The sequence below is a fragment of the Erythrobacter oryzae genome (assembly GCF_030271515.1).
GTDB lineage: Bacteria > Pseudomonadota > Alphaproteobacteria > Sphingomonadales > Sphingomonadaceae > Erythrobacter > Erythrobacter oryzae.
Map to the genome: position 1 here is coordinate 197911 of NZ_JASCXI010000005.1, position 16223 is coordinate 214133.

20 protein-coding genes are annotated in these 16223 nt (G+C 69.4%); 8 read left to right on the forward strand and 12 right to left on the reverse strand.

Annotation, left to right across the window (positions count from 1 at the left end; all coding sequences use genetic code 11):
- Window positions 1–103 precede the first annotated feature (103 nt).
- The 3 genes from PFX90_RS16715 to PFX90_RS16725 all read left to right on the forward strand — a co-directional run bounded on the left by PFX90_RS16715 (window position 104) and on the right by PFX90_RS16725 (window position 2584).
- Window positions 104–760 (forward strand): Tim44/TimA family putative adaptor protein, encoded by a 657-nt coding sequence (locus tag PFX90_RS16715; protein WP_419180115.1) that lies wholly within the window; start codon window positions 104–106, stop codon window positions 758–760.
- 55 nt (window positions 761–815) lie between these two features.
- Window positions 816–1994: a murein transglycosylase A gene (gene mltA / locus PFX90_RS16720; RefSeq protein ID WP_285713820.1), complete on the forward strand. Its 1179-nt coding sequence runs from the start codon at window positions 816–818 to the stop codon at window positions 1992–1994.
- Window positions 1995–2131: 137 nt separating this feature from the next.
- Window positions 2132–2584: a Smr/MutS family protein gene (locus PFX90_RS16725; protein ID WP_336426504.1), complete on the forward strand. Its 453-nt coding sequence runs from the start codon at window positions 2132–2134 to the stop codon at window positions 2582–2584.
- Here the strand turns inward: PFX90_RS16725 and mhpA are convergent.
- Genes mhpA through PFX90_RS16740 form a run of 3 tightly spaced genes read right to left on the reverse strand, consistent with a single transcriptional unit; the run spans window position 2571 to window position 5817 of the window.
- The gene (gene mhpA, locus PFX90_RS16730; RefSeq protein WP_285713822.1) at window positions 2571–4019 is read right to left on the reverse strand and encodes a bifunctional 3-(3-hydroxy-phenyl)propionate/3-hydroxycinnamic acid hydroxylase MhpA; all 1449 of its coding nucleotides are present in this window, start codon (window positions 4017–4019) and stop codon (window positions 2571–2573) included. The two genes, PFX90_RS16725 and mhpA, sit on opposite strands and share 14 nt — an antisense overlap.
- 6 nt (window positions 4020–4025) lie before the next feature.
- Window positions 4026–4865: a fumarylacetoacetate hydrolase family protein gene (locus PFX90_RS16735; RefSeq protein ID WP_285713823.1), complete on the reverse strand. Its 840-nt coding sequence runs from the start codon at window positions 4863–4865 to the stop codon at window positions 4026–4028.
- A 4-nt stretch (window positions 4866–4869) separates the two neighbouring features.
- Window positions 4870–5817 (reverse strand): VOC family protein, encoded by a 948-nt coding sequence (locus PFX90_RS16740; protein WP_285713824.1) that lies wholly within the window; start codon window positions 5815–5817, stop codon window positions 4870–4872.
- A 140-nt stretch (window positions 5818–5957) separates the two neighbouring features.
- Between PFX90_RS16740 and PFX90_RS16745 the strand changes: the two genes are divergently transcribed.
- Window positions 5958–6596, forward strand: a complete 639-nt coding sequence (locus PFX90_RS16745; RefSeq protein ID WP_285713826.1) for a TetR/AcrR family transcriptional regulator — start codon at window positions 5958–5960, stop codon at window positions 6594–6596.
- On the opposite strand, the gene PFX90_RS16750 is transcribed toward PFX90_RS16745, so the two are convergent.
- Genes PFX90_RS16750 through PFX90_RS16770 form a run of 5 tightly spaced genes read right to left on the reverse strand, consistent with a single transcriptional unit; the run spans window position 6580 to window position 9275 of the window.
- Window positions 6580–6951 carry a hypothetical protein gene (locus PFX90_RS16750; protein WP_285713827.1) on the reverse strand — a complete coding sequence of 124 codons (372 nt, stop codon included), beginning with the start codon at window positions 6949–6951 and terminating at the stop codon, window positions 6580–6582. The two genes, PFX90_RS16745 and PFX90_RS16750, sit on opposite strands and share 17 nt — an antisense overlap.
- Window positions 6951–7631 (reverse strand): dihydrofolate reductase family protein, encoded by a 681-nt coding sequence (locus tag PFX90_RS16755; protein ID WP_285713829.1) that lies wholly within the window; start codon window positions 7629–7631, stop codon window positions 6951–6953. Before PFX90_RS16755 ends, PFX90_RS16750 begins: the two co-directional genes overlap by 1 nt.
- Complete coding sequence (locus PFX90_RS16760) at window positions 7631–8110, reverse strand: VOC family protein (RefSeq protein ID WP_285713830.1); 480 nt, start codon at window positions 8108–8110, stop codon at window positions 7631–7633. Before PFX90_RS16760 ends, PFX90_RS16755 begins: the two co-directional genes overlap by 1 nt.
- 14 nt (window positions 8111–8124) lie before the next feature.
- Entirely contained in the window at window positions 8125–8910 is a 786-nt protein-coding gene (locus tag PFX90_RS16765; protein WP_285713831.1) for a VOC family protein, read from the reverse strand.
- On the reverse strand, window positions 8907–9275 hold the full coding sequence (locus PFX90_RS16770) for a DUF1428 domain-containing protein (RefSeq protein WP_285713833.1): 369 nt from the start codon (window positions 9273–9275) through the stop codon (window positions 8907–8909). The genes PFX90_RS16765 and PFX90_RS16770 overlap by 4 nt, the downstream gene beginning before the upstream one ends.
- A gap of 79 nt (window positions 9276–9354) precedes the next feature.
- Here PFX90_RS16770 and PFX90_RS16775 point away from each other — a divergent pair, with 79 nt between their 5' ends.
- The 3 genes from PFX90_RS16775 (at window position 9355) to PFX90_RS16785 (ending at window position 10841) form a co-directional block, all read left to right on the forward strand.
- On the forward strand, window positions 9355–10071 hold the full coding sequence (locus tag PFX90_RS16775; protein WP_285713834.1) for a winged helix-turn-helix transcriptional regulator: 717 nt from the start codon (window positions 9355–9357) through the stop codon (window positions 10069–10071).
- A gap of 186 nt (window positions 10072–10257) precedes the next feature.
- A complete protein-coding gene (locus PFX90_RS16780) occupies window positions 10258–10527 on the forward strand; it encodes a GlsB/YeaQ/YmgE family stress response membrane protein (RefSeq protein ID WP_285713835.1) in 270 nt (89 codons plus the stop codon).
- A 17-nt stretch (window positions 10528–10544) separates the two neighbouring features.
- On the forward strand, window positions 10545–10841 hold the full coding sequence (locus tag PFX90_RS16785) for a hypothetical protein (protein WP_285713837.1): 297 nt from the start codon (window positions 10545–10547) through the stop codon (window positions 10839–10841).
- Between the two features lie 113 nt (window positions 10842–10954).
- On the opposite strand, the gene PFX90_RS16790 is transcribed toward PFX90_RS16785, so the two are convergent.
- A complete protein-coding gene (locus PFX90_RS16790; protein ID WP_285713838.1) occupies window positions 10955–11497 on the reverse strand; it encodes a sigma-70 family RNA polymerase sigma factor in 543 nt (180 codons plus the stop codon).
- Between the two features lie 209 nt (window positions 11498–11706).
- Here PFX90_RS16790 and PFX90_RS16795 point away from each other — a divergent pair, with 209 nt between their 5' ends.
- Complete coding sequence (locus PFX90_RS16795) at window positions 11707–12309, forward strand: DUF4142 domain-containing protein (RefSeq protein ID WP_285713839.1); 603 nt, start codon at window positions 11707–11709, stop codon at window positions 12307–12309.
- A 65-nt stretch (window positions 12310–12374) separates the two neighbouring features.
- Here PFX90_RS16795 and PFX90_RS16800 read toward each other — a convergent pair whose 3' ends face one another.
- From PFX90_RS16800 to PFX90_RS16810, 3 genes are all read right to left on the reverse strand, one after another.
- Window positions 12375–13835, reverse strand: a complete 1461-nt coding sequence (locus PFX90_RS16800; RefSeq protein WP_285713840.1) for an alpha,alpha-trehalose-phosphate synthase (UDP-forming) — start codon at window positions 13833–13835, stop codon at window positions 12375–12377.
- A gap of 110 nt (window positions 13836–13945) precedes the next feature.
- Complete coding sequence (gene otsB / locus PFX90_RS16805; protein WP_285713841.1) at window positions 13946–14677, reverse strand: trehalose-phosphatase; 732 nt, start codon at window positions 14675–14677, stop codon at window positions 13946–13948.
- Window positions 14674–15975 (reverse strand): cation:proton antiporter, encoded by a 1302-nt coding sequence (locus tag PFX90_RS16810; RefSeq protein WP_285713842.1) that lies wholly within the window; start codon window positions 15973–15975, stop codon window positions 14674–14676. The genes otsB and PFX90_RS16810 overlap by 4 nt, the downstream gene beginning before the upstream one ends.
- Window positions 15976–16223 lie beyond the last annotated feature (248 nt).

Below are 16223 nucleotides of genomic sequence, written 5' to 3' on the forward strand. Positions count from 1 at the left end.
CGGGCGTTGGCGAATTGTAATGACTCCCTATTTAAGGCAGGGTGTTGTTTCTCAAAATGGCGCGGCGGTTCCTCCCACCCGCGCCAGATGCGACGATCGGATTGTGCCAGTGCTCGAAATCGTTCTCCTTGCCATGGTGGCCGCGTTTCTCGGCCTGCGCCTCTATTCGGTGCTCGGCCGGCGCGCCGAGCAGGAAGAGGAGCCGGTGCCGCAGCGTTTCGAGGCGGACGAGCCGCCCGCGGTTCGCCCGGCCGCGATGCCCGCCCCCGTGCAGCCCCCGCGCGCGGCCGAGCTCGAAGGCGTGATGCCCGCGGTCGAGCGGGCGCTGCGCGAAATCGCCGCAGCCGACAGCAAGTTCAACCTCGCGCAGTTCCTCGACGGCGCGCGCGGTGCCTACCGCATGATCCTCGAAGCCTTCTGGAAGGGCGACCGCGAGACCCTGCGCGAGCTGTGCGACGATGATGTCTATGCCGGTTTCGTCGCCGCTATCGACGCGCGCGAGGCGGCGGGCGAGACGATGGACAACAAGCTGATCCGGATCGAGGAAGTGCGGATCCACTCGGCCTCGCTCGACGGCAAGACCGCGCGCATCGCGCTGCTGTTCGTCGCCGACATCGCCGCGGTCACGCGCGACAAAGACGGCACCGTGATCGCCGGCTCGCTCGACGATGCGATCGAGAGCCGCGATGTCTGGACCTTCTCGCGCAATGTCACCGCGCGCGATCCCAACTGGCTGCTCGACGAGACCGACGAAGGTTAACTTCGGGGGTTGAACTCCGGGGCTTTCGCCCCTCCCGCCGACAAGGAGCTGATCCATGCGCGCGCTGCTTGCTCTGGCCTTGCTGCTGGCGCTGGCGGCCTGCGGGCGGGTGGTGCCCCAGCCGGCGACGAGCACCCCCGTCGCGGCGACCGCGGCCAATGCGGTGATGGCGGGCGTGGCGCTCGGGCCGTCGCTCGCCGGGCTGAACCTCGCCGATGCCGACGCGCGCGGGGCGCTGGCGAGCTTCATCGAGAGCTGCCCCAAACTGCTCGCGCGCGAAGATGCGAGCGGGCTGACCCGCCGCGAGGACTGGCAGGGGCCGTGTGATCGCGCCCGCTCGGCTTCGCCTTCGCGGGCCCGCGCCTTCTTCGCCGAGAATTTCACCCCCGTGCAGGTGGGCGACGGCAAGGCCTTTGCGACCGGCTACTTTGAGCCCGAAATCGCCGGCAGCCGCACCCGGCGCCCCGGATACGAGGTGCCGGTCTATGCCATGCCCGCCGATCTGGTGCGCGGCTGGCCCGATGACGTGAAGCCTTCCGAGCGCACCGGCCGCCCGCCGCTCGGGCGCTATGACGTGCAGGGCCGCTTCGTGCGCTATTACGAGCGGGCGGAGATCGAGGACGGGGCGCTGGCGGGCAGGGTGCCGGTGATCGCCTGGGCCGCCGATCCGGTCGAGTTCTTCTTTCTCCAGATCCAGGGCTCGGGGCGGTTGCTGACGCCGGAGGGCGAGGTGATCCGCATCGGCTATGCCGGGCAGAACGGGCGCGAATATGTCGGCATCGGCTCCCTGATGCGCGAGCGCGGCCTCTTGGGGAGCGGGCCGGGGCAGTATTCGGGTTCGATGCAGGGCATCATGGCCTATATCCGCGAGAACCCGGCAGAAGGCCGCGCGCTGATGCGCGAGAACAAGAGCTGGGTGTTCTTCACCGAATTGAAGGGCGACGGGCCGCTGGGCGCCTTGGGCGTGCCGGTGCGGCGCGAGAATTCCGTGGCGGCCGACCCCGCCTTCGTGCCGCTGGGCGCGCCGGTATGGCTCGATCTCGACCGGCGCGAGGCTTCGGGCATGTGGATCGCGCAGGACACCGGCGGGGCGATCAAGGGCGCGAACCGTTTCGACACCTTCTGGGGTGCGGGCGCGGATGCGCGGGTAATCGCGGGCGGCATGAGCGGGCGCGGGCGCGCTTTCGTGCTGCTCCCCAAGGAGGCCGCCGCACGGCTCGCCAAGCAGCGATGAGAACGCCGCGGGGGCTTTCGGTCGGCGAGCAGGCAGCCTGGGCGCATCTGGCGGCAAGCGTGAAGCCACTGCCGGGGAAGAAGCGTCCCAGTCCTCCCCGTTCAGGGGAGGGGGACCAGCCGAAGGCTGGTGGAGGGGTGAGCAAGGCCGCACCGGCTCCGCCGGGCAAGTTCGTCAAACCGGCCAAGGTCGCCCCCAAGCCCGTGACCAAACCGCGCGTGCCGGCCACCACCGCACCTCCGCCCGATCCCGGCCTCGATTCGCACTGGGATCGCCGCGTGAAGGGCGGGCGGCTGGAGCCCGACCTGACGCTCGACCTCCACGGACACACGCTCGACACCGCCTATGAGCGGATCATGACCGCGCTCGATCAGGCGCGTGCGATGCAGGCGCGGGTGGTGCTGGTGGTGGCGGGGCGCGAGCGTCCGGTCGACCCAGCCGACCGCATGGCGAAGCGCGGAGCGATCCGCGCCAAACTGCTCGACTGGCTCGCCGCGAGCCGCCACGCCGATGCGATAACCGCGGTGCGCCGCGCGCATATCCGCCACGGCGGAGAGGGCGCGCTCTACCTGATCCTCAAGCGCCGCTGAGCCGCGCAGCCCAAGCCTTCTCGAGCGCGGCGGCGGTCCCCGTGCCGAAGACGTAGCGGTCGGGGCGGACCAGCACCGCCTCGGCCCCGTGGGCTGCGAGCCACCGGGCGATGTCCGCGCCGAAGGGGCCGAGCCGCGCGGTGGCGGTGTCGCGCCGGTCGATCAGCCAGAAGCCCTCGCCCAGCGCATCGTCCAGCCGCTCGCCAGCGGTGCCGGTGAACTGCGGAAAGTAGCTCCCCGCACCTGGCGTTCCGGCGAGAATCGCGCCCGCGCTCAGCGGCGGATAGGCTGGCGGGCCATCGGGCAGCTTGCCCAGCGCCTTGGCGAGCCCGAGCTTCGCATCGCGCATCCACGCGCCCCGCCGGCTGGTGGTGCACACCATGCGCCCCATCATGATCGCCATGTCGATCGTGGCGCGCAGGTTGGGTGCGCGTTCGGGCTGGTAGGTATCGAGCAGCGTGTCGTCTGCCTCGCCCTTCGTCACCGCCGCGAGCTTCCATGCGAGGTTCGCCGCGTCGCGCAGCCCCGAACACATGCCCTGCCCTGCGAAGGGCGGAGTCTGGTGCGCGGCGTCTCCGGCAAGGAGAACCCGCCCCTGTCGCCAGTTTTGGGCAATCCGGGCGCGAAAAGTGTAGACGGCGGTGCGCTCGATCCGCACCGCGCCCGCGACGTTCCACGGGGCGAGCAGGCGCTCGACATTGGCGGGGGCGCTGACCTGTTCGGGGGTCTCGCCGGGGAGAATCATGAACTCCCAGCGGTGGCGGCCTTCGCCCATCAAGACGCAGGTGGTGGGGCGGGCGGGGTCGCAGATCTGCAGGTTGGCCGTGGGGAGCCGCGCGGGGTCATCGACCAACACGTCGACCACCAGCCATGGCTCTTCGAAGCCCAAGTCCTCGAAGGTGATTCCGCAGGCCTTCCTGACCGGACTGCGCGCGCCGTCGGCACCGACGAGGTAGCGGGCGCGGAGCGTGCGCTCGCCTTGCGGCGTCGCGAAGGTAGCGGTGACGCCTGCGGCATCCTCGGCGAAGGAGTGCATCTCCCACCCGCTGCGCAAGGCATCGGGCGCGCGACCGGCGAGCGCGGCGCGCAAGGCCGCCTCGACCGAGGGCTGGTGGATCATGTTGGCGACCGGCCAACCGCCCGGGCCGATCCCGGCCGCGCCGCTGAACGCCATCAGCACCTTGCCGCGCGCGTTGCGGAACTCGTAGGCATCGGCGCTCCGGCTGGTCGCCATCACCGCCTCGGCCGCGCCTGCCTCCTGCAGGATGCGCATGCCTTCGTGGTCGATATGGGCGGCGCGGGGGAGGGGGAAGATGTCCGCCTCCTTCTCGGCGACGATCACGCCGACCCCGTGCCGCGCGAGCAGGCTGGCGAGCGTCACCCCTGTCGGCCCGCCGCCGACGATCAGCACGTCGCAGTCGAAGCCCCCCGACATGGTGGGTCAGCCCTCGGCGACCATCGTGCCTTCGATATGGCCGATGCGATCGATTTCGGTCCGCACCACGTCGCCCGCTTTCAGGAATTGCCGCGGGTCCATCGCCGCGCCGATTCCGCCTGGGGTGCCGGTGAAGAGACAGTCGCCCGGCTCCAGCGTCATGCCGACCGAGAGGTGCTCGACTTGCTGCCACACATTGTAGACGAGGTGCTGCGTGTTCGAGTTCTGCCGCTCCTCGCCGTTGACGTAGCAGCGGATGCCAAGGGTGTGGGGATCGCCGATCTCGTCGGCGGTGACGATCCACGGGCCCATCGGGGCGTGGGTGTCGAAGCTCTTGCCCAAGGCCCATTGCGGCACGGCATGCTGCCACATGCGCTCGGTGACGTCGTTGCCGACGGTGTAGCCGAAGATCGCCGCGGGCGCGTCGGCGGCGGCGATGTGCTTGCCGCCTGCGCCGATAACCGCGACCAGCTCGGCCTCGTAGTCGGGCGTCATCGTGCCGCGCGCGATGAGGATGGGGTCGAAGGGGGCGTTCACGGAGGTCTGCGCCTTGGTGAACCACACTTGCCGCTCGGGCGTGCCGAGGCCGCTTTCAGCGATGTGGTCGGCATAGTTGAGGCCGATCGCAAAAATCTTGCCGGGGCGCGGGACGGGGGCTTCCAGCTTGACCTCGGCGAGCGGGATGCTTTCGCCCGTCGCGGCCTTGGCTTCGAGGCCGGGCTTCAAGGCCTCCCAGTCGCGGATCAGGTCGATCATCGTGCCGGGGACGCCGATCTCGACCACTTTATCGCCGACGACGATCCCGGTGCGGGTCTTGCCGGCGTGGGTGAAGGTGCAGAGTTTCATGGGGTCAGGCTTCCTTGGGCGAGCGGGAGAACAGGCGCTTGATGCGCAGTTGGAGCGCGGTGATCCAGGCGACGAGGCCGGGGGGCGGGGCAAGCTTCCCCGCGAACATCGGGTGCGGGGCGCCCCACTGGACGGCGAGCAGCGCCTGCATGGTCTGCTTGGCGGGCGGATCGGCGGCGGTGAACAGGTCGCCGTCGGTCCAGTGCTCGAGCTCGTTGCCGAAGGGGTCCTTCCAGTAGTCGAAGATCTGGCTGCCCATGATGTGACGGCCGACGCCCCATGCCGCCTGCCGCTCGCGGGCCTTGAGCCACTCGTGGCCGCACATCAGGTCATCGAGGCTCTCGACCTCGAAGGCGGCGTGGAGCAGGCCGAGCGGGCCGGGCAGCTGGGCGAGGAAGATCGTGTGGTGATCGGCGGGGAGGTCCCCCCGGTCGCAACGCATGAAGGCGCCGAGCGGGACATCGGGTGCGGCCTCGATCTCGTCCGAGGTGAGGAAGCCGAAGCGCTCCTTCCACCAGCGTTCGGAGGCGCGGAAGTCGCTGACCTTGAGCACCGCATGGCCAATGCGGCGCACGTGCGCCGGGGCGGGTTCTAGGCGTATCGTGGCGCGCTGGCGCGGCTTGTCGGCGGCGGAGTTGAACCGCGGCGCGGCGCAGGGGACGGGCGCCTCGCAGTGCTGGCCCGCGACCACTTCGACAAGGTAGCCGTCGGGATCGGTGAGACGCACCACCATGCCCCCTCCGGGCTCGTTCAGGGGCTCGACCGTCACGCCCTCATGCGCAGCGAGGGTTTCGAGGTCGGCGATGCTCGCAGCCCTGAGCCCGACCGCGAGAAACCGCGCCTCGCCCGGCTCGGTCACGTGCACGAAGGGCCGCCCGTCGCTGCCCTTGCCGTAGAGCCGGCCCGCGTCCTCGAAGCATACGAGGCCGAAGTCCTCGAGGAACCCGCGCATTACGGACAGATCGGGACACGCGAAGCGCACATGGGCGATGTCTTCTATCCGTATGACCGCCATGACCCCTCCCCGAGTCGATTTCTGACTATTTGGTCAATTAACTTGAACCTGACCAGATAGTCAAGTATGGAGCGCCCATGGCCACCCAAGCCCTCTCCCCCCGTATCCGGCGCACCCGCGCCGCGCTGATCGCCGCGGGGCTCGATCTGCTCGCCGCGCGCCCGATCGATGCCATCGCGATCGACGAGGTCGTTGCCGCAGCCGGCGTCGCCAAGGGAAGCTTCTTCAACCACTTCGCCGACAAGCACGCCTTCGCCGCGGCGGTCGCGGCCGAGGTGCGCGCCGAGGTAGAGGCGGAGGTCACCAAGGCCAATTCCGGGCGCAGCGATGCGGTCGCGCGGATCGCGGGCGGCATGGCGGTCGCCGCCGGCTATGCTCTGCGCCAGCCGCGCCGCGCGCGCGTGCTGCTGCGCGACCAGAGCGTGGCCGCCGCCGCCGACCACCCGCTCAACCGGGGCTTACGCGCCGATATCGACGCCGCCCGCGCCGCGGGGCACCTGCGTGCCGAAGCCGCGACAAGCGGCGTCGCCTACTGGCTCGGCCTGTGTCAGGTGGTGATGATCCTGCTTGCCGAGAGCCGTCCCGCACCCGCCGAGGCACAGGCGCGGCTCGGCGAGATGCTGGCGATGGGCCTCGCCGGCCTCGGCGTCCCCGAAGCCCACGCCGCCGCAGCGATCGGCGAGGTGCTGGACGGCAGCCTCAGTCGCGGCACTTGAGCTTGATCACCTCCCACGCAAGGCGCGAGGGGTTGCCGCCTTCGCGCCGCACCTCGTTGTCGATGCAGCGCTCGCGGAACGAGCGGGTGTCGGCCGCGCTGCCGCGCACCTGCCGGTCGAGGTCGATGACGTCCTGAAGCTCCTGCCGGGTAAGGTCGCCCACCGCGCGGCGCCCGTCGCGCAGCGCCAGCAGATTGTCGCGGGCGCGGGCAAAGCGGTCGAAGCCGGGGAGCGCTTCGGGTGGCACCTGCGCCTGCGGTTCGGGGGCGGTGCGGGCCTTGACCTGCCCCTGCACCTGAGCCTGGACCGGAAGAGCCGAAGCCACCATCGCCGCGAGTGTAACCAGCTTCCGCATCACCATTCTCCTCGCGCCATCGCCTCCTGCCGTGCCGCCTCGCGCGCGCTGTCCATCGGCGGGGGCGAGGCCTCGGCCATGGAGGGCAGGGGGCCTCTTTGTTCAAAGGTGACGATGAGCGTGCCCTGAACGCTTGCGCGGCTCTCGACCAGCGCCAGCAGGCCGGGCGCGGTGCCATCGCCGAACAGCCGCTTGCCCGGGCCGAGGACGAGCGGGAAGATCATCAGCGTCAGCCGGTCGATCAGCCCGGCGGCGAGCAGCTGCGGGTAGAGCGTGCTCGATCCCTGGATCACCAGATCGGGCCCCTCGGTCTGCTTGAGGGCGGCGACCGCGTCGATGCTGCCGAGCTGCTCGCTGTTCGCCCAGTCGAGCTGCGGGTTGCCGCGCGAGAGGACATATTTCCGGCAGGCGGAGAAGGCGCGGGCCATGTCGCCGCCATTGGGATCGTCGGGATCGACATAGGGCCAGTAGCCCGCGAAAATGTCGTAGGTGCGCCGCCCGAGCAGCAGGTCGTAGTCGCGCCCGAACAGGCGGTCGATCTCCTCGCCCACCGCGGGATCCCACAGGCCGAACACCCAGCCCCCCGAGGCAAAGCCGCCGGTGGTGTCCTCCTGCACGCCCCCCGGGCCCTGGATCACCCCGTCGAGCGAGACGAAGGCGGCGGCGTGGATCTTGCGCATCAGCCCTCTCCCCGCCGCGCCGCGTCGATCGCGGCGACGTCGATCTTGCCCATCGTCATCATCGCGCCGAAGGCCCGCGCGGCTTCCTCGCCGCCCGCCGCGAGCGCTTCGGTGAGGGTGCGCGGCGTGATCTGCCAGTTGAGACCCCAGCGATCCTTGCACCAGCCGCAGGCGCTCTCCTGCCCGCCATTGCCGACGATCGCGTCCCAGTAGCGGTCGGTCTCGGCCTGGTCCTCGGTCATCACCTGGAAGCTGAAGGCCTCGGTGTGCGGGAAGATCGGGCCGCCGTTGAGGCCGAGGCAGGGGATGCCGAGCACGGTGAACTGCACGGTCAGCACGTCGCCCGCCTTGCCCGAGGGGAAATCGGTGGGCGCGCGGTGGACGGTATTGACATGGCTGTCGGGGAAGGTTTCGGCATAGAAGCGTGCAGCCTCTTCCGCCGTGCCGTCATACCACAGGCAGATGGTGTTCTTGTGCATTGCTCTCCCCCTCCTCAGGCCCGCCGCGGGCCGACCATTCCGAAAATCGCACCCGACGGATCGCGCGCCGAGGCCGAGAAATCGCCGCCCGGGATTTCGTCCGGCCCTTGCAGCAGGGTGCCGCCGCTCTCTCTCACACGGCTGGCGGCGGCATCGATGTCGGGCACTGCGAAATAGAACGTCCAGCCATTCGCCTTGCCGCTGTTGCCGACCGGCATGATCGCCCCGATCATCCGTTCGCCGCGGTTCAGGAAGCGGTAGTCGCCCAGTTCCCCCATCGGCATTTCGCCCTCCTGCCGCCAGCCGAACAGACCGCAGTAGAACCCCTGCGTCCCGTCCTGATCGCGGGCTGCCAGCTCGTTCCAGACGAAGGTGCCCGAGGCAGGCGGCGGGGCGTCATATTCCATCAGGTAGATCGGCACGCCTTCGGGATCGGCGGCGAGGGCGCAGCGCCCCATGCCGGGGATGGCGAGGTCGTCCATCAGGATCTGCCCGCCCCGGCGGTGCAGATTCTCGCTGGCCGCGCCGAGCCCATCGACCGCGACATAGCCCGCCCAGACGGGCCGCGCGCCGCCCGCCAGCATAGCCTGATCGAGGCCGAGCATCCCGCCGATCGCGGTGTCACCGGCAAGGATCACGCTGTAGCTGCGTCCGCCAACCGCCCCCTGATCGAAGCGCCAACCGAACACCTGCGCGTAAAACGCCTGTGCGCCCGCCGGATCATCGGTCATCAGCTCGTGCCAGGTGAAATCGCCCGCAGTCGCCGTGCCCGGCGCAGGCGCTTCTGCCGCCGCGCTCATCCTGCCATATCCACGACCGGCACATAGCCGCCGAAGATCATGCGCTTGCCGTCGAAGGGCATGGCGTTGGTGGCCTGATCGATGCGCGGGTCCTTGAAGTCCTCGCTCATCATCTTGGCGAAGACGGCGTCGCGAGTGGCCTTGTCGGGCCATTCGATCCAGCTGAAGCAGACCGATTCCTCCGCCGTGGCATCGACCGCGCGGCGGAAGTCGGTGACCTTGCCTTCGGGAACGTCGTCCCCCCAGCATTCGACCACGCGCAACGCGCCCAGTTCGATGAACAGGCTGTCGGCCTTGGTGGCATGGTCGATGAAGGCCTGGCGGTTTGCCGTCGGCACGGGAATGACGAAACCGTCGATATACATGGTGTTTTCCTCCTCTCGTGTCGCTCTTGGCGACTCGCTCCCTTGCGTCTTGTCGAGCCGAGAGTTACTTTCGTCAACGATGAAGTCACCAAAAGTAACCAAAAACGGGACGAGCCGAGTTTCCGCCGCCGCGACAGGGCACGGGCGCTGGTACAACGACGCCTGCGGCACCGCCTTCGGGCTCGAGGTCATCGGCGAGCGCTGGGCCTTGCTGGTGGTGCGCGAGTTGATGCTGGGCGCGCGGCGGTTCTCCGACCTGCGCGTCGCGCTCCCGGGCATTTCGGCCAAGGTGCTGACCGAGCGGCTGGCCGCGCTCGAGGCCTCGGGCGTGGTCGTGCGCCGGATGCTGCCGCCGCCGGGCAAGGCGCAAGTCTATGCGCTGACGCCCTGGGGCCTCGCCGCCGAGCCGTTGATCCAGGAGTTCGGCCGCTGGGCGGCGCAATCGACCGCCCACGATCCGCGCCTGCCGCTCTCGGCGGTTTCGCTGATGCTCTCGATGCGCACCATGCTCGACCGCGAGGCCTGCGCTGCCTTCATGGGCCGCATCGGCTTTGTGATCGACGAGGAGAGCTTCGTCGCCGAGCCGCAGGGCCGCGAACTGCCGATCCGGCGCGGCGATCCCGATGGCGCCGATGCGGTGTTCCACGCACCCTCCGCCGACGTGATCGCTGCAGGCGTCTATGCCGGTGTGCCGTGGGAAGAGCTCGAGGCAGGCGCAGGCCTCGCCATCACCGGCGATCGCGCGCGGGCGCTCGCTTTCGTAGCGATGTTCTCGCTGCCTCCTCCGCTCGCCTGACGCGCACAGCCCGGCCATCGCACCTCTCCCGCGCCGATAGATGGCCGCGCAGCTGTTGCATCCTCTACAACATAGGTGAGGGCGCATTCTCCCGAGCCTGTCAGGCAGTCACCTGTCGAAGCCAAGCGGCACCCGGCCAGCCAATGGCCGCGTGCGCGCGACGCCTCTCTCGGCAAGGAGACAATAATGAACCTTATCCTGATCATCATCGTCGGTGGCATTCTGGGCTGGCTTGCCAGCATGGTGATGCGCACCGATGGCCAGCAAGGCATCTTCCTCAACATCGTCGTCGGCGTGGTCGGCGCACTTGTTGCCGGCTTCCTCATCAACCCGCTGATCGGCGGCGGGAACATCACTGCGGGCGATTTTTCGATCAGCGCGCTGGTCGTCTCGTTCCTCGGCGCGCTGGTGCTGCTGGCGATCGTCAACCTGTTCCGCCGCGGTTCGGTCCGCTAAGGCTTGGAGTGCATAGAATGAAGAAAATCAACATCTTCGCCGCCGCAATCGCGCTCGCCGGTGCGAGCCTTGCCGGCTGCGACAGCCCGGCCGAAAATCAGGCCGAAGACACCGCCGACGCGATCGAAGCGCAGGCCGAAGCCACCGCCGATGCGATGGAAGAGCAGGCCGACGCGCTCGACCAGACCACCGACGGGGTCGATTCCGCCGCCGAGCAGAACCTCGAGAACAAGGCCGATGCCGTGCGCGAGAACGCCGAAGCCAAGGCCGAACAGGTCGAGGAAAATGCCGAGAAGGCGACACCGCCGCAATAAGGCCGTGAGACTGTCGGGCGACGCGGGTTTCGAGGCACACGTCCCGCGCCGCCCCCATGCGGGCTCGCTTCCATCCGGGAGCGGGCCCGCAGCTTTTTCAGGCCTCGGGCTTTTCAGGCTTCCGGCAGCGCCTCGCCGCTGGCGATGATCTGGCGCATCGCCGCGCGCCCGCGGTTGATCCGGCTCTTGACCGTGCCGAGCTTGCAATCGGCGACTTCGGCCGCCTCCTCGTAGCTCAGCCCCGCGCCCGCGATCAGCATCAGCATCTCGCGCTGGCCGTCGGGCAATTGTCGCAAGGCGCCCTCGAGATCGGCGACGTGGATGCGCTCTTCCTGATCGGGGGCCTGCACCAGCAGCCGCTCGGCCGCCTCGGGCTCCCATGCGACCAGCCGGCCTTGCTTCCTCACCGCGTTGTAGAACTGGTTGCGCAGGATCGTGAACAGCCACGGACGGAACTTGCTGCCCGGCAGGAAGGTATGGCGCGAGGACCAGGCGCGGACCATCGTCTCCTGCACCAGATCGTCGGCCATCGCCATGTCGCGCTGGCGGCACAGCGAGCGCGCGAAATTGCGCAGCGCGGGGAGCGAGGCGGTCATCTCGTCGGTGAAACAGGGCGGCGGCTGTTTTGAGGCGGTCTCGCAGGCTGGTTTGGGCATCGCACCTTGTCCTTCGTGTCCCTCCCCCGGCACCGTTGTCGGCGACCTCGGCGGCGGGTTCCCTAAACTCGGCAAGGATTTGGCCGCGGCCTCGCGCGCCGGGGGCGGGCTAATCGGGGTCACTGGCCTATGTAAATTCATCCCCCGCCCCGCTGGCCTAGACCCTTGCGCGAACCGGCCCGAAGGGGCGCCGAAGGGAAGGAATACTGATGCGACTGGCACTGACGATGGCCGCGAGCCTGCTGGCTCTGACCGCCTGCGACGGGCGCGACACGCCGGATGCGTCCGCCACGGCGGACATGATGGCGAACAGCCAGGCCGACGCCGACGGGGCCTTTGCCGAGACGCCGCCTGCCGCGCAGGAATTCGCCCAGACCGTGGCGATGTCGGACATGTACGAGCTTGCCGCCGCACGCCTCGCGATGAAGCGCGCCGAAGGTACGCCGACCCGCGAATTCGCGCAGATGATGATCACCGATCACACCGGCTCCTCGCGGGCGCTGAAGGATGCGGTCGCGGCCTCGGGCCAGACGCTGGCGATGCCCGACAAGCTCGATGCCGAGCATCAGGCGCAGGTCGATATTCTCGAGAGCCTCAGCGGCGCCGATTTCGACCGCGAATATATCAGCCAGCAGACCGCCGCGCACCGCAAGGCGCTGACCCTGCTCAAGGCCTATGGCGGTGCGGGCGACAATGCCGAGCTGCGCCAGTTCGCGCAAAGCACGATCCCGACGATCCAGAAACACGCCGACTGGCTCGACAAGAATTCGCCGATCCCCGGCGCGGCGATGGATGCGACGCCCGCGCCCTAGGCTGTCTCCTCAAGCAAAAGCCCCCGCGCGGACGCCCTGTCCGCGCGGGGGCTTTTCTTTGCGTGTCAGCGCTTGGCGCCGGCCGCTTCCCGGAGATCGGCGACGTTGCTGTGCGCCAGTGCGGCCTCCGGCTCCTCGGCGAGCGCCGCCATGAAAGTCTCGGACCACCAGCGCACATCCCGCCGGGTGATGGTCTCGAGCATCGCCCGGTGCCGCTCCTGCCGTTCGGCGAGCGGCATGGCGAGCGCGCGGGCAATCCCTTCGGCCATGTCCTCGATCGCATGCGGATTGACCAGCACCGCCTGCGGCAGTTGCGCTGCGGCCCCGGCGAAGCGCGACAGCACCAGCACCCCCGGATCGGCCGGGTCCTGCGCGACGACATATTCCTTGGCGACGAGGTTCATCCCGTCGCGCAAGGGGGTGACGAGGCCGACCCGCGCCGCGCGGTAGATGCCGAACAGCTCGTCGCGCGAATAGCCCTGGTTGACGTAGCGGATCGGCACCCAGTCGATCGAGGAATAGGCCCCGTTGATGCGGCCCGACAGCGCGTCGAGCTCCTCGCGGATCTGGCGGTAGCTCGCCACGTCCCCGCGCGAGGGCGGGGCGATCTGGAGCAGGCTGACCTTCTCGTGCAGCTCGGGGTGATCGGCGAGCAGCAGCTCGTAGGCGGCAAAGCGCTCGGCGAGGCCCTTGGAATAGTCGAGCCGGTCGACGCCGACGATCATGTCGCGCCCGACCGCGCTCACCACCAGCCGGGTCTCGGCCTGCCTGGCGGCGATCGAATGCACCGCGCCCGCGAAATCGGCGACGTCGAGGCCGATCGGGCAGACCAGTAACCGCGTCAGCCGCTCGCCGAGGCGCAGCGTTTCCCCCTCGAGCGTCGCCTCGAACTGGACGGTCGCATAGTCGATGAAGGCCTGCCGCCATTCCTCCGACTGGAAGCCGATCACGTCGTAATCGAGCATGCCGCGCGCGAGCTCGCGGTGGCCGGGGAGCGACATCAGCAGGCTCGGCGGAGGCCAGGGAATGTGGAGGAAGAAGCCGATGCGGTTCTCGAACCCGCGCTTCCGCAAGTGGCTGCCGAGCGGCATGAGGTGGTAGTCGTGCACCCAGATCAGGTCGTCGGGCGCAATCAGCGGGCTGAAGGTGTCGGCAAAGCGCTCGTTCACCCGCGCATAGCCGCCGGCAAAGTCGCGCGCGATCTCGGTCAGGTCGAGCCGGTAGTGGAACAGCGGCCACAAGGTGCGGTTGGCAAAGCCGTTGTAATATTCCTCGATATCCTGCGCTTCGAGGTCGATCGTCGCGGTCGCGACCCCGTCGGCGCGCTGGAAGGCGATCTGGCCGGTGAATTCCCCGGTCTGCTTGCCCGACCAGCCGAACCAGATGCCATTGCTCTGCCGCAGAGCGGCGGCGAGGGCGACCGCAAGGCCGCCGCGGTTGGCGTTGTCGACTCCGGTCTCGACCTGGACCCGGTTCGAAACCGCGATCAGGCGCGGGGTGTGGGCTTGCGTTTGCGTGTGGGGCATGGGTGCCCTTTGGTTGCGGCCGCCGGGCCGGAGGGGGTGCGCGCCGGAGCGAAGGCTTCGCCCCCGGCGCCGGGGGTGCCTTCGCCCATGGGGCGCGGGCAAAAAACCGCCTATGTGATGAAAGCGGCCCGCTTGCCCGCCGCAAGCGCCCGGATGCCTTCCAGAACCGCTGCCGGATCGGCCAGCACGCCGTCGGCATGCGCGGCGATGCGGCTGCCGACCGCCAGCCCGCGCCCGCCCAGCGCGCGCGCGGCCTCGATCGCGGCAATGTCGGTGAAGTCGTCGCCGATATAGAGCGGGCTGCTCCCTCGGAACGGCGCCATCGCCATGATCGCGCGCACCGCATCGCCCTTGTCCGCGCCGGGCTGGCGCAACTCGTAGACCATCTCGCCTTCCTGTATGACGAGATCGTGCGCGGCGGCGCATTCTTCGGCCCATGCCCTGACCTGCTCGTGCAGCCGCGGGGCGAGGCGGTAGTGGAGGCCGAGGCCGTGGCTCTTGAGTTCGATCACCACGCCCTGCGCAGCGCCGAAGCGGGCCTCGGTGGCGCGCGCAAGGCTGGCGAAGATGCGGGGCGGGGCAGGCGCGCGGACGCGTCCGTCGTGGCGCAGCTCCTGCCCGTGGCTCGCCGCAACCGTCACCGGCCACAGGGCCCGGCCCCACAGCTGATCGAGCTGACCCAGCGAACGCCCGCTGACGATCGCGAGCCGGCCGTCGAGGCGCTCGCACGCCGCAGCGATCAGTGCGCGCAGCTCCTCACTCACCATCACGCCGTCGGGGGTGCGCGCGGTGGGAACCAGCGTGCCGTCGAAATCGAGCAGCAGGGCGAGCGGGGTGGTCACGCGGCAGGCCCGGGTTCTTCATCGGCGCGGATTCCGGCGAGCACCGCGCCTGCGCTGAGGCCGTGGACAGCCGCCGACAGCGCGATCGTCACGAGCACCACCAGCCACAGGTCGGCCAGCATCGCGACCGGCGCCATCCCGGCGGCAAAGGCGAGGTAGTAGAGACTCCCGATCCCGCGCACGCCGAAGGCGGCGGTGACGAAGCGTTCGCGCGGGGGGAGGGCGGTGCCCGCCAGCGACACCCAGCCGATCAGCGGGCGGATCGCGAAGACCAGCGCGGTGGCGATGGCGACATGAACCAGCCGCACGTCGGCGGCATAGGTGCCCAGCGCCGCGCCCACCATCAGCAGTAGCACCGCGGTCAGCGCATGCTCGATGGCGAGGTTGAAGAGGTGGAGGTCGCCGTGGAAGGCGTGGTCGCGCTCGATCCGGCGGAACACGAGGCCCGCAACGAAGCAGGCGATGAAGCCGTAGCCGTGGATGAGCTCGGCCAAGCCGTAGCTCACGAACACGCCCGCCAGCGCCAGCACCCCCGAGCCGGTCGCCGAGAGCGCGTTGCCCGCGGGCCAGCGGAACACCATCTGCCCGAGCAGCCAGCCGACGCCCGCCCCCGCCGCCGTTCCGGCAAGGATGCGGTAGACCAGATCATAGGCCAGCCACTCGCCCGCCTCGGTCATCGTCAGCCCGGCGATGGCGGCGAGCGCGAGGTAGACGAAGGGGAAGGCGAGCCCGTCGTTGAGGCCCGCCTCGGTGGTGAGTGCAAAGCGCACCGGATGCTCGCCGCCCTCGGTCGGCGGGCCGACCTGCACGTCGCCCGCCAGCACCGGATCGGTCGGGGCGAGCACCGCGCCCAGCAAGAGCGCGCTCGCGAGCGGGAATCCCGCGGCAAGGCCGGTGAGGGCGATGGCGCCGATGGTCAGCGGCATCGCCACGGCGAGCAGTCGCCACGTCACGCCCCAGCGCGCGAAGGGCCGAACGACGTCGAGCCGGAGGCCGGTGGCGAACAGCGCGACGATCACCGCCATCTCGCTCAGGATCTCCCACCATTCGGGATCGGCGATCGGCCGGAACAGCGGCGGATCCTCGGGAAGCACCAGCGCGCACAGGCCCCCGGCGAGGATCAGTAGCGCCGAAGCCGCAGGCTCGCGGCCCGACACGAAGCGCGGCAGCCAATAGGCAAGGATGATCGCGGCGCCCGCGAAGAGCAGGAATTGGTGATAGGACATCGTGGTGGTGCTCTGCCGCAGGAGGCGGGGAAGGCGTGGCGCGGGCATGGCGGTGCCGGTGCCGCGGGGCACTAAACCCGGATAGGAACGCAGGCGGTGGGCAGCGCGCGATGCCACGACAAAAAACCCCGCCCATCGCTGGGCGGGGAGTTAATTTGGGGCAATGACCGGACGAAGTGGAAACCTAACGCGCGTCCAGTCACCGAGTCACCAGAGGGATCGGGATACCCCCGGGTAGGCAGATGCTGCCCGTCTCGCTCCCGGCACGCTTTAACCTAGATTGTATCTGCGAGAATTGTCGGATTTCGGCATAGTTGAAG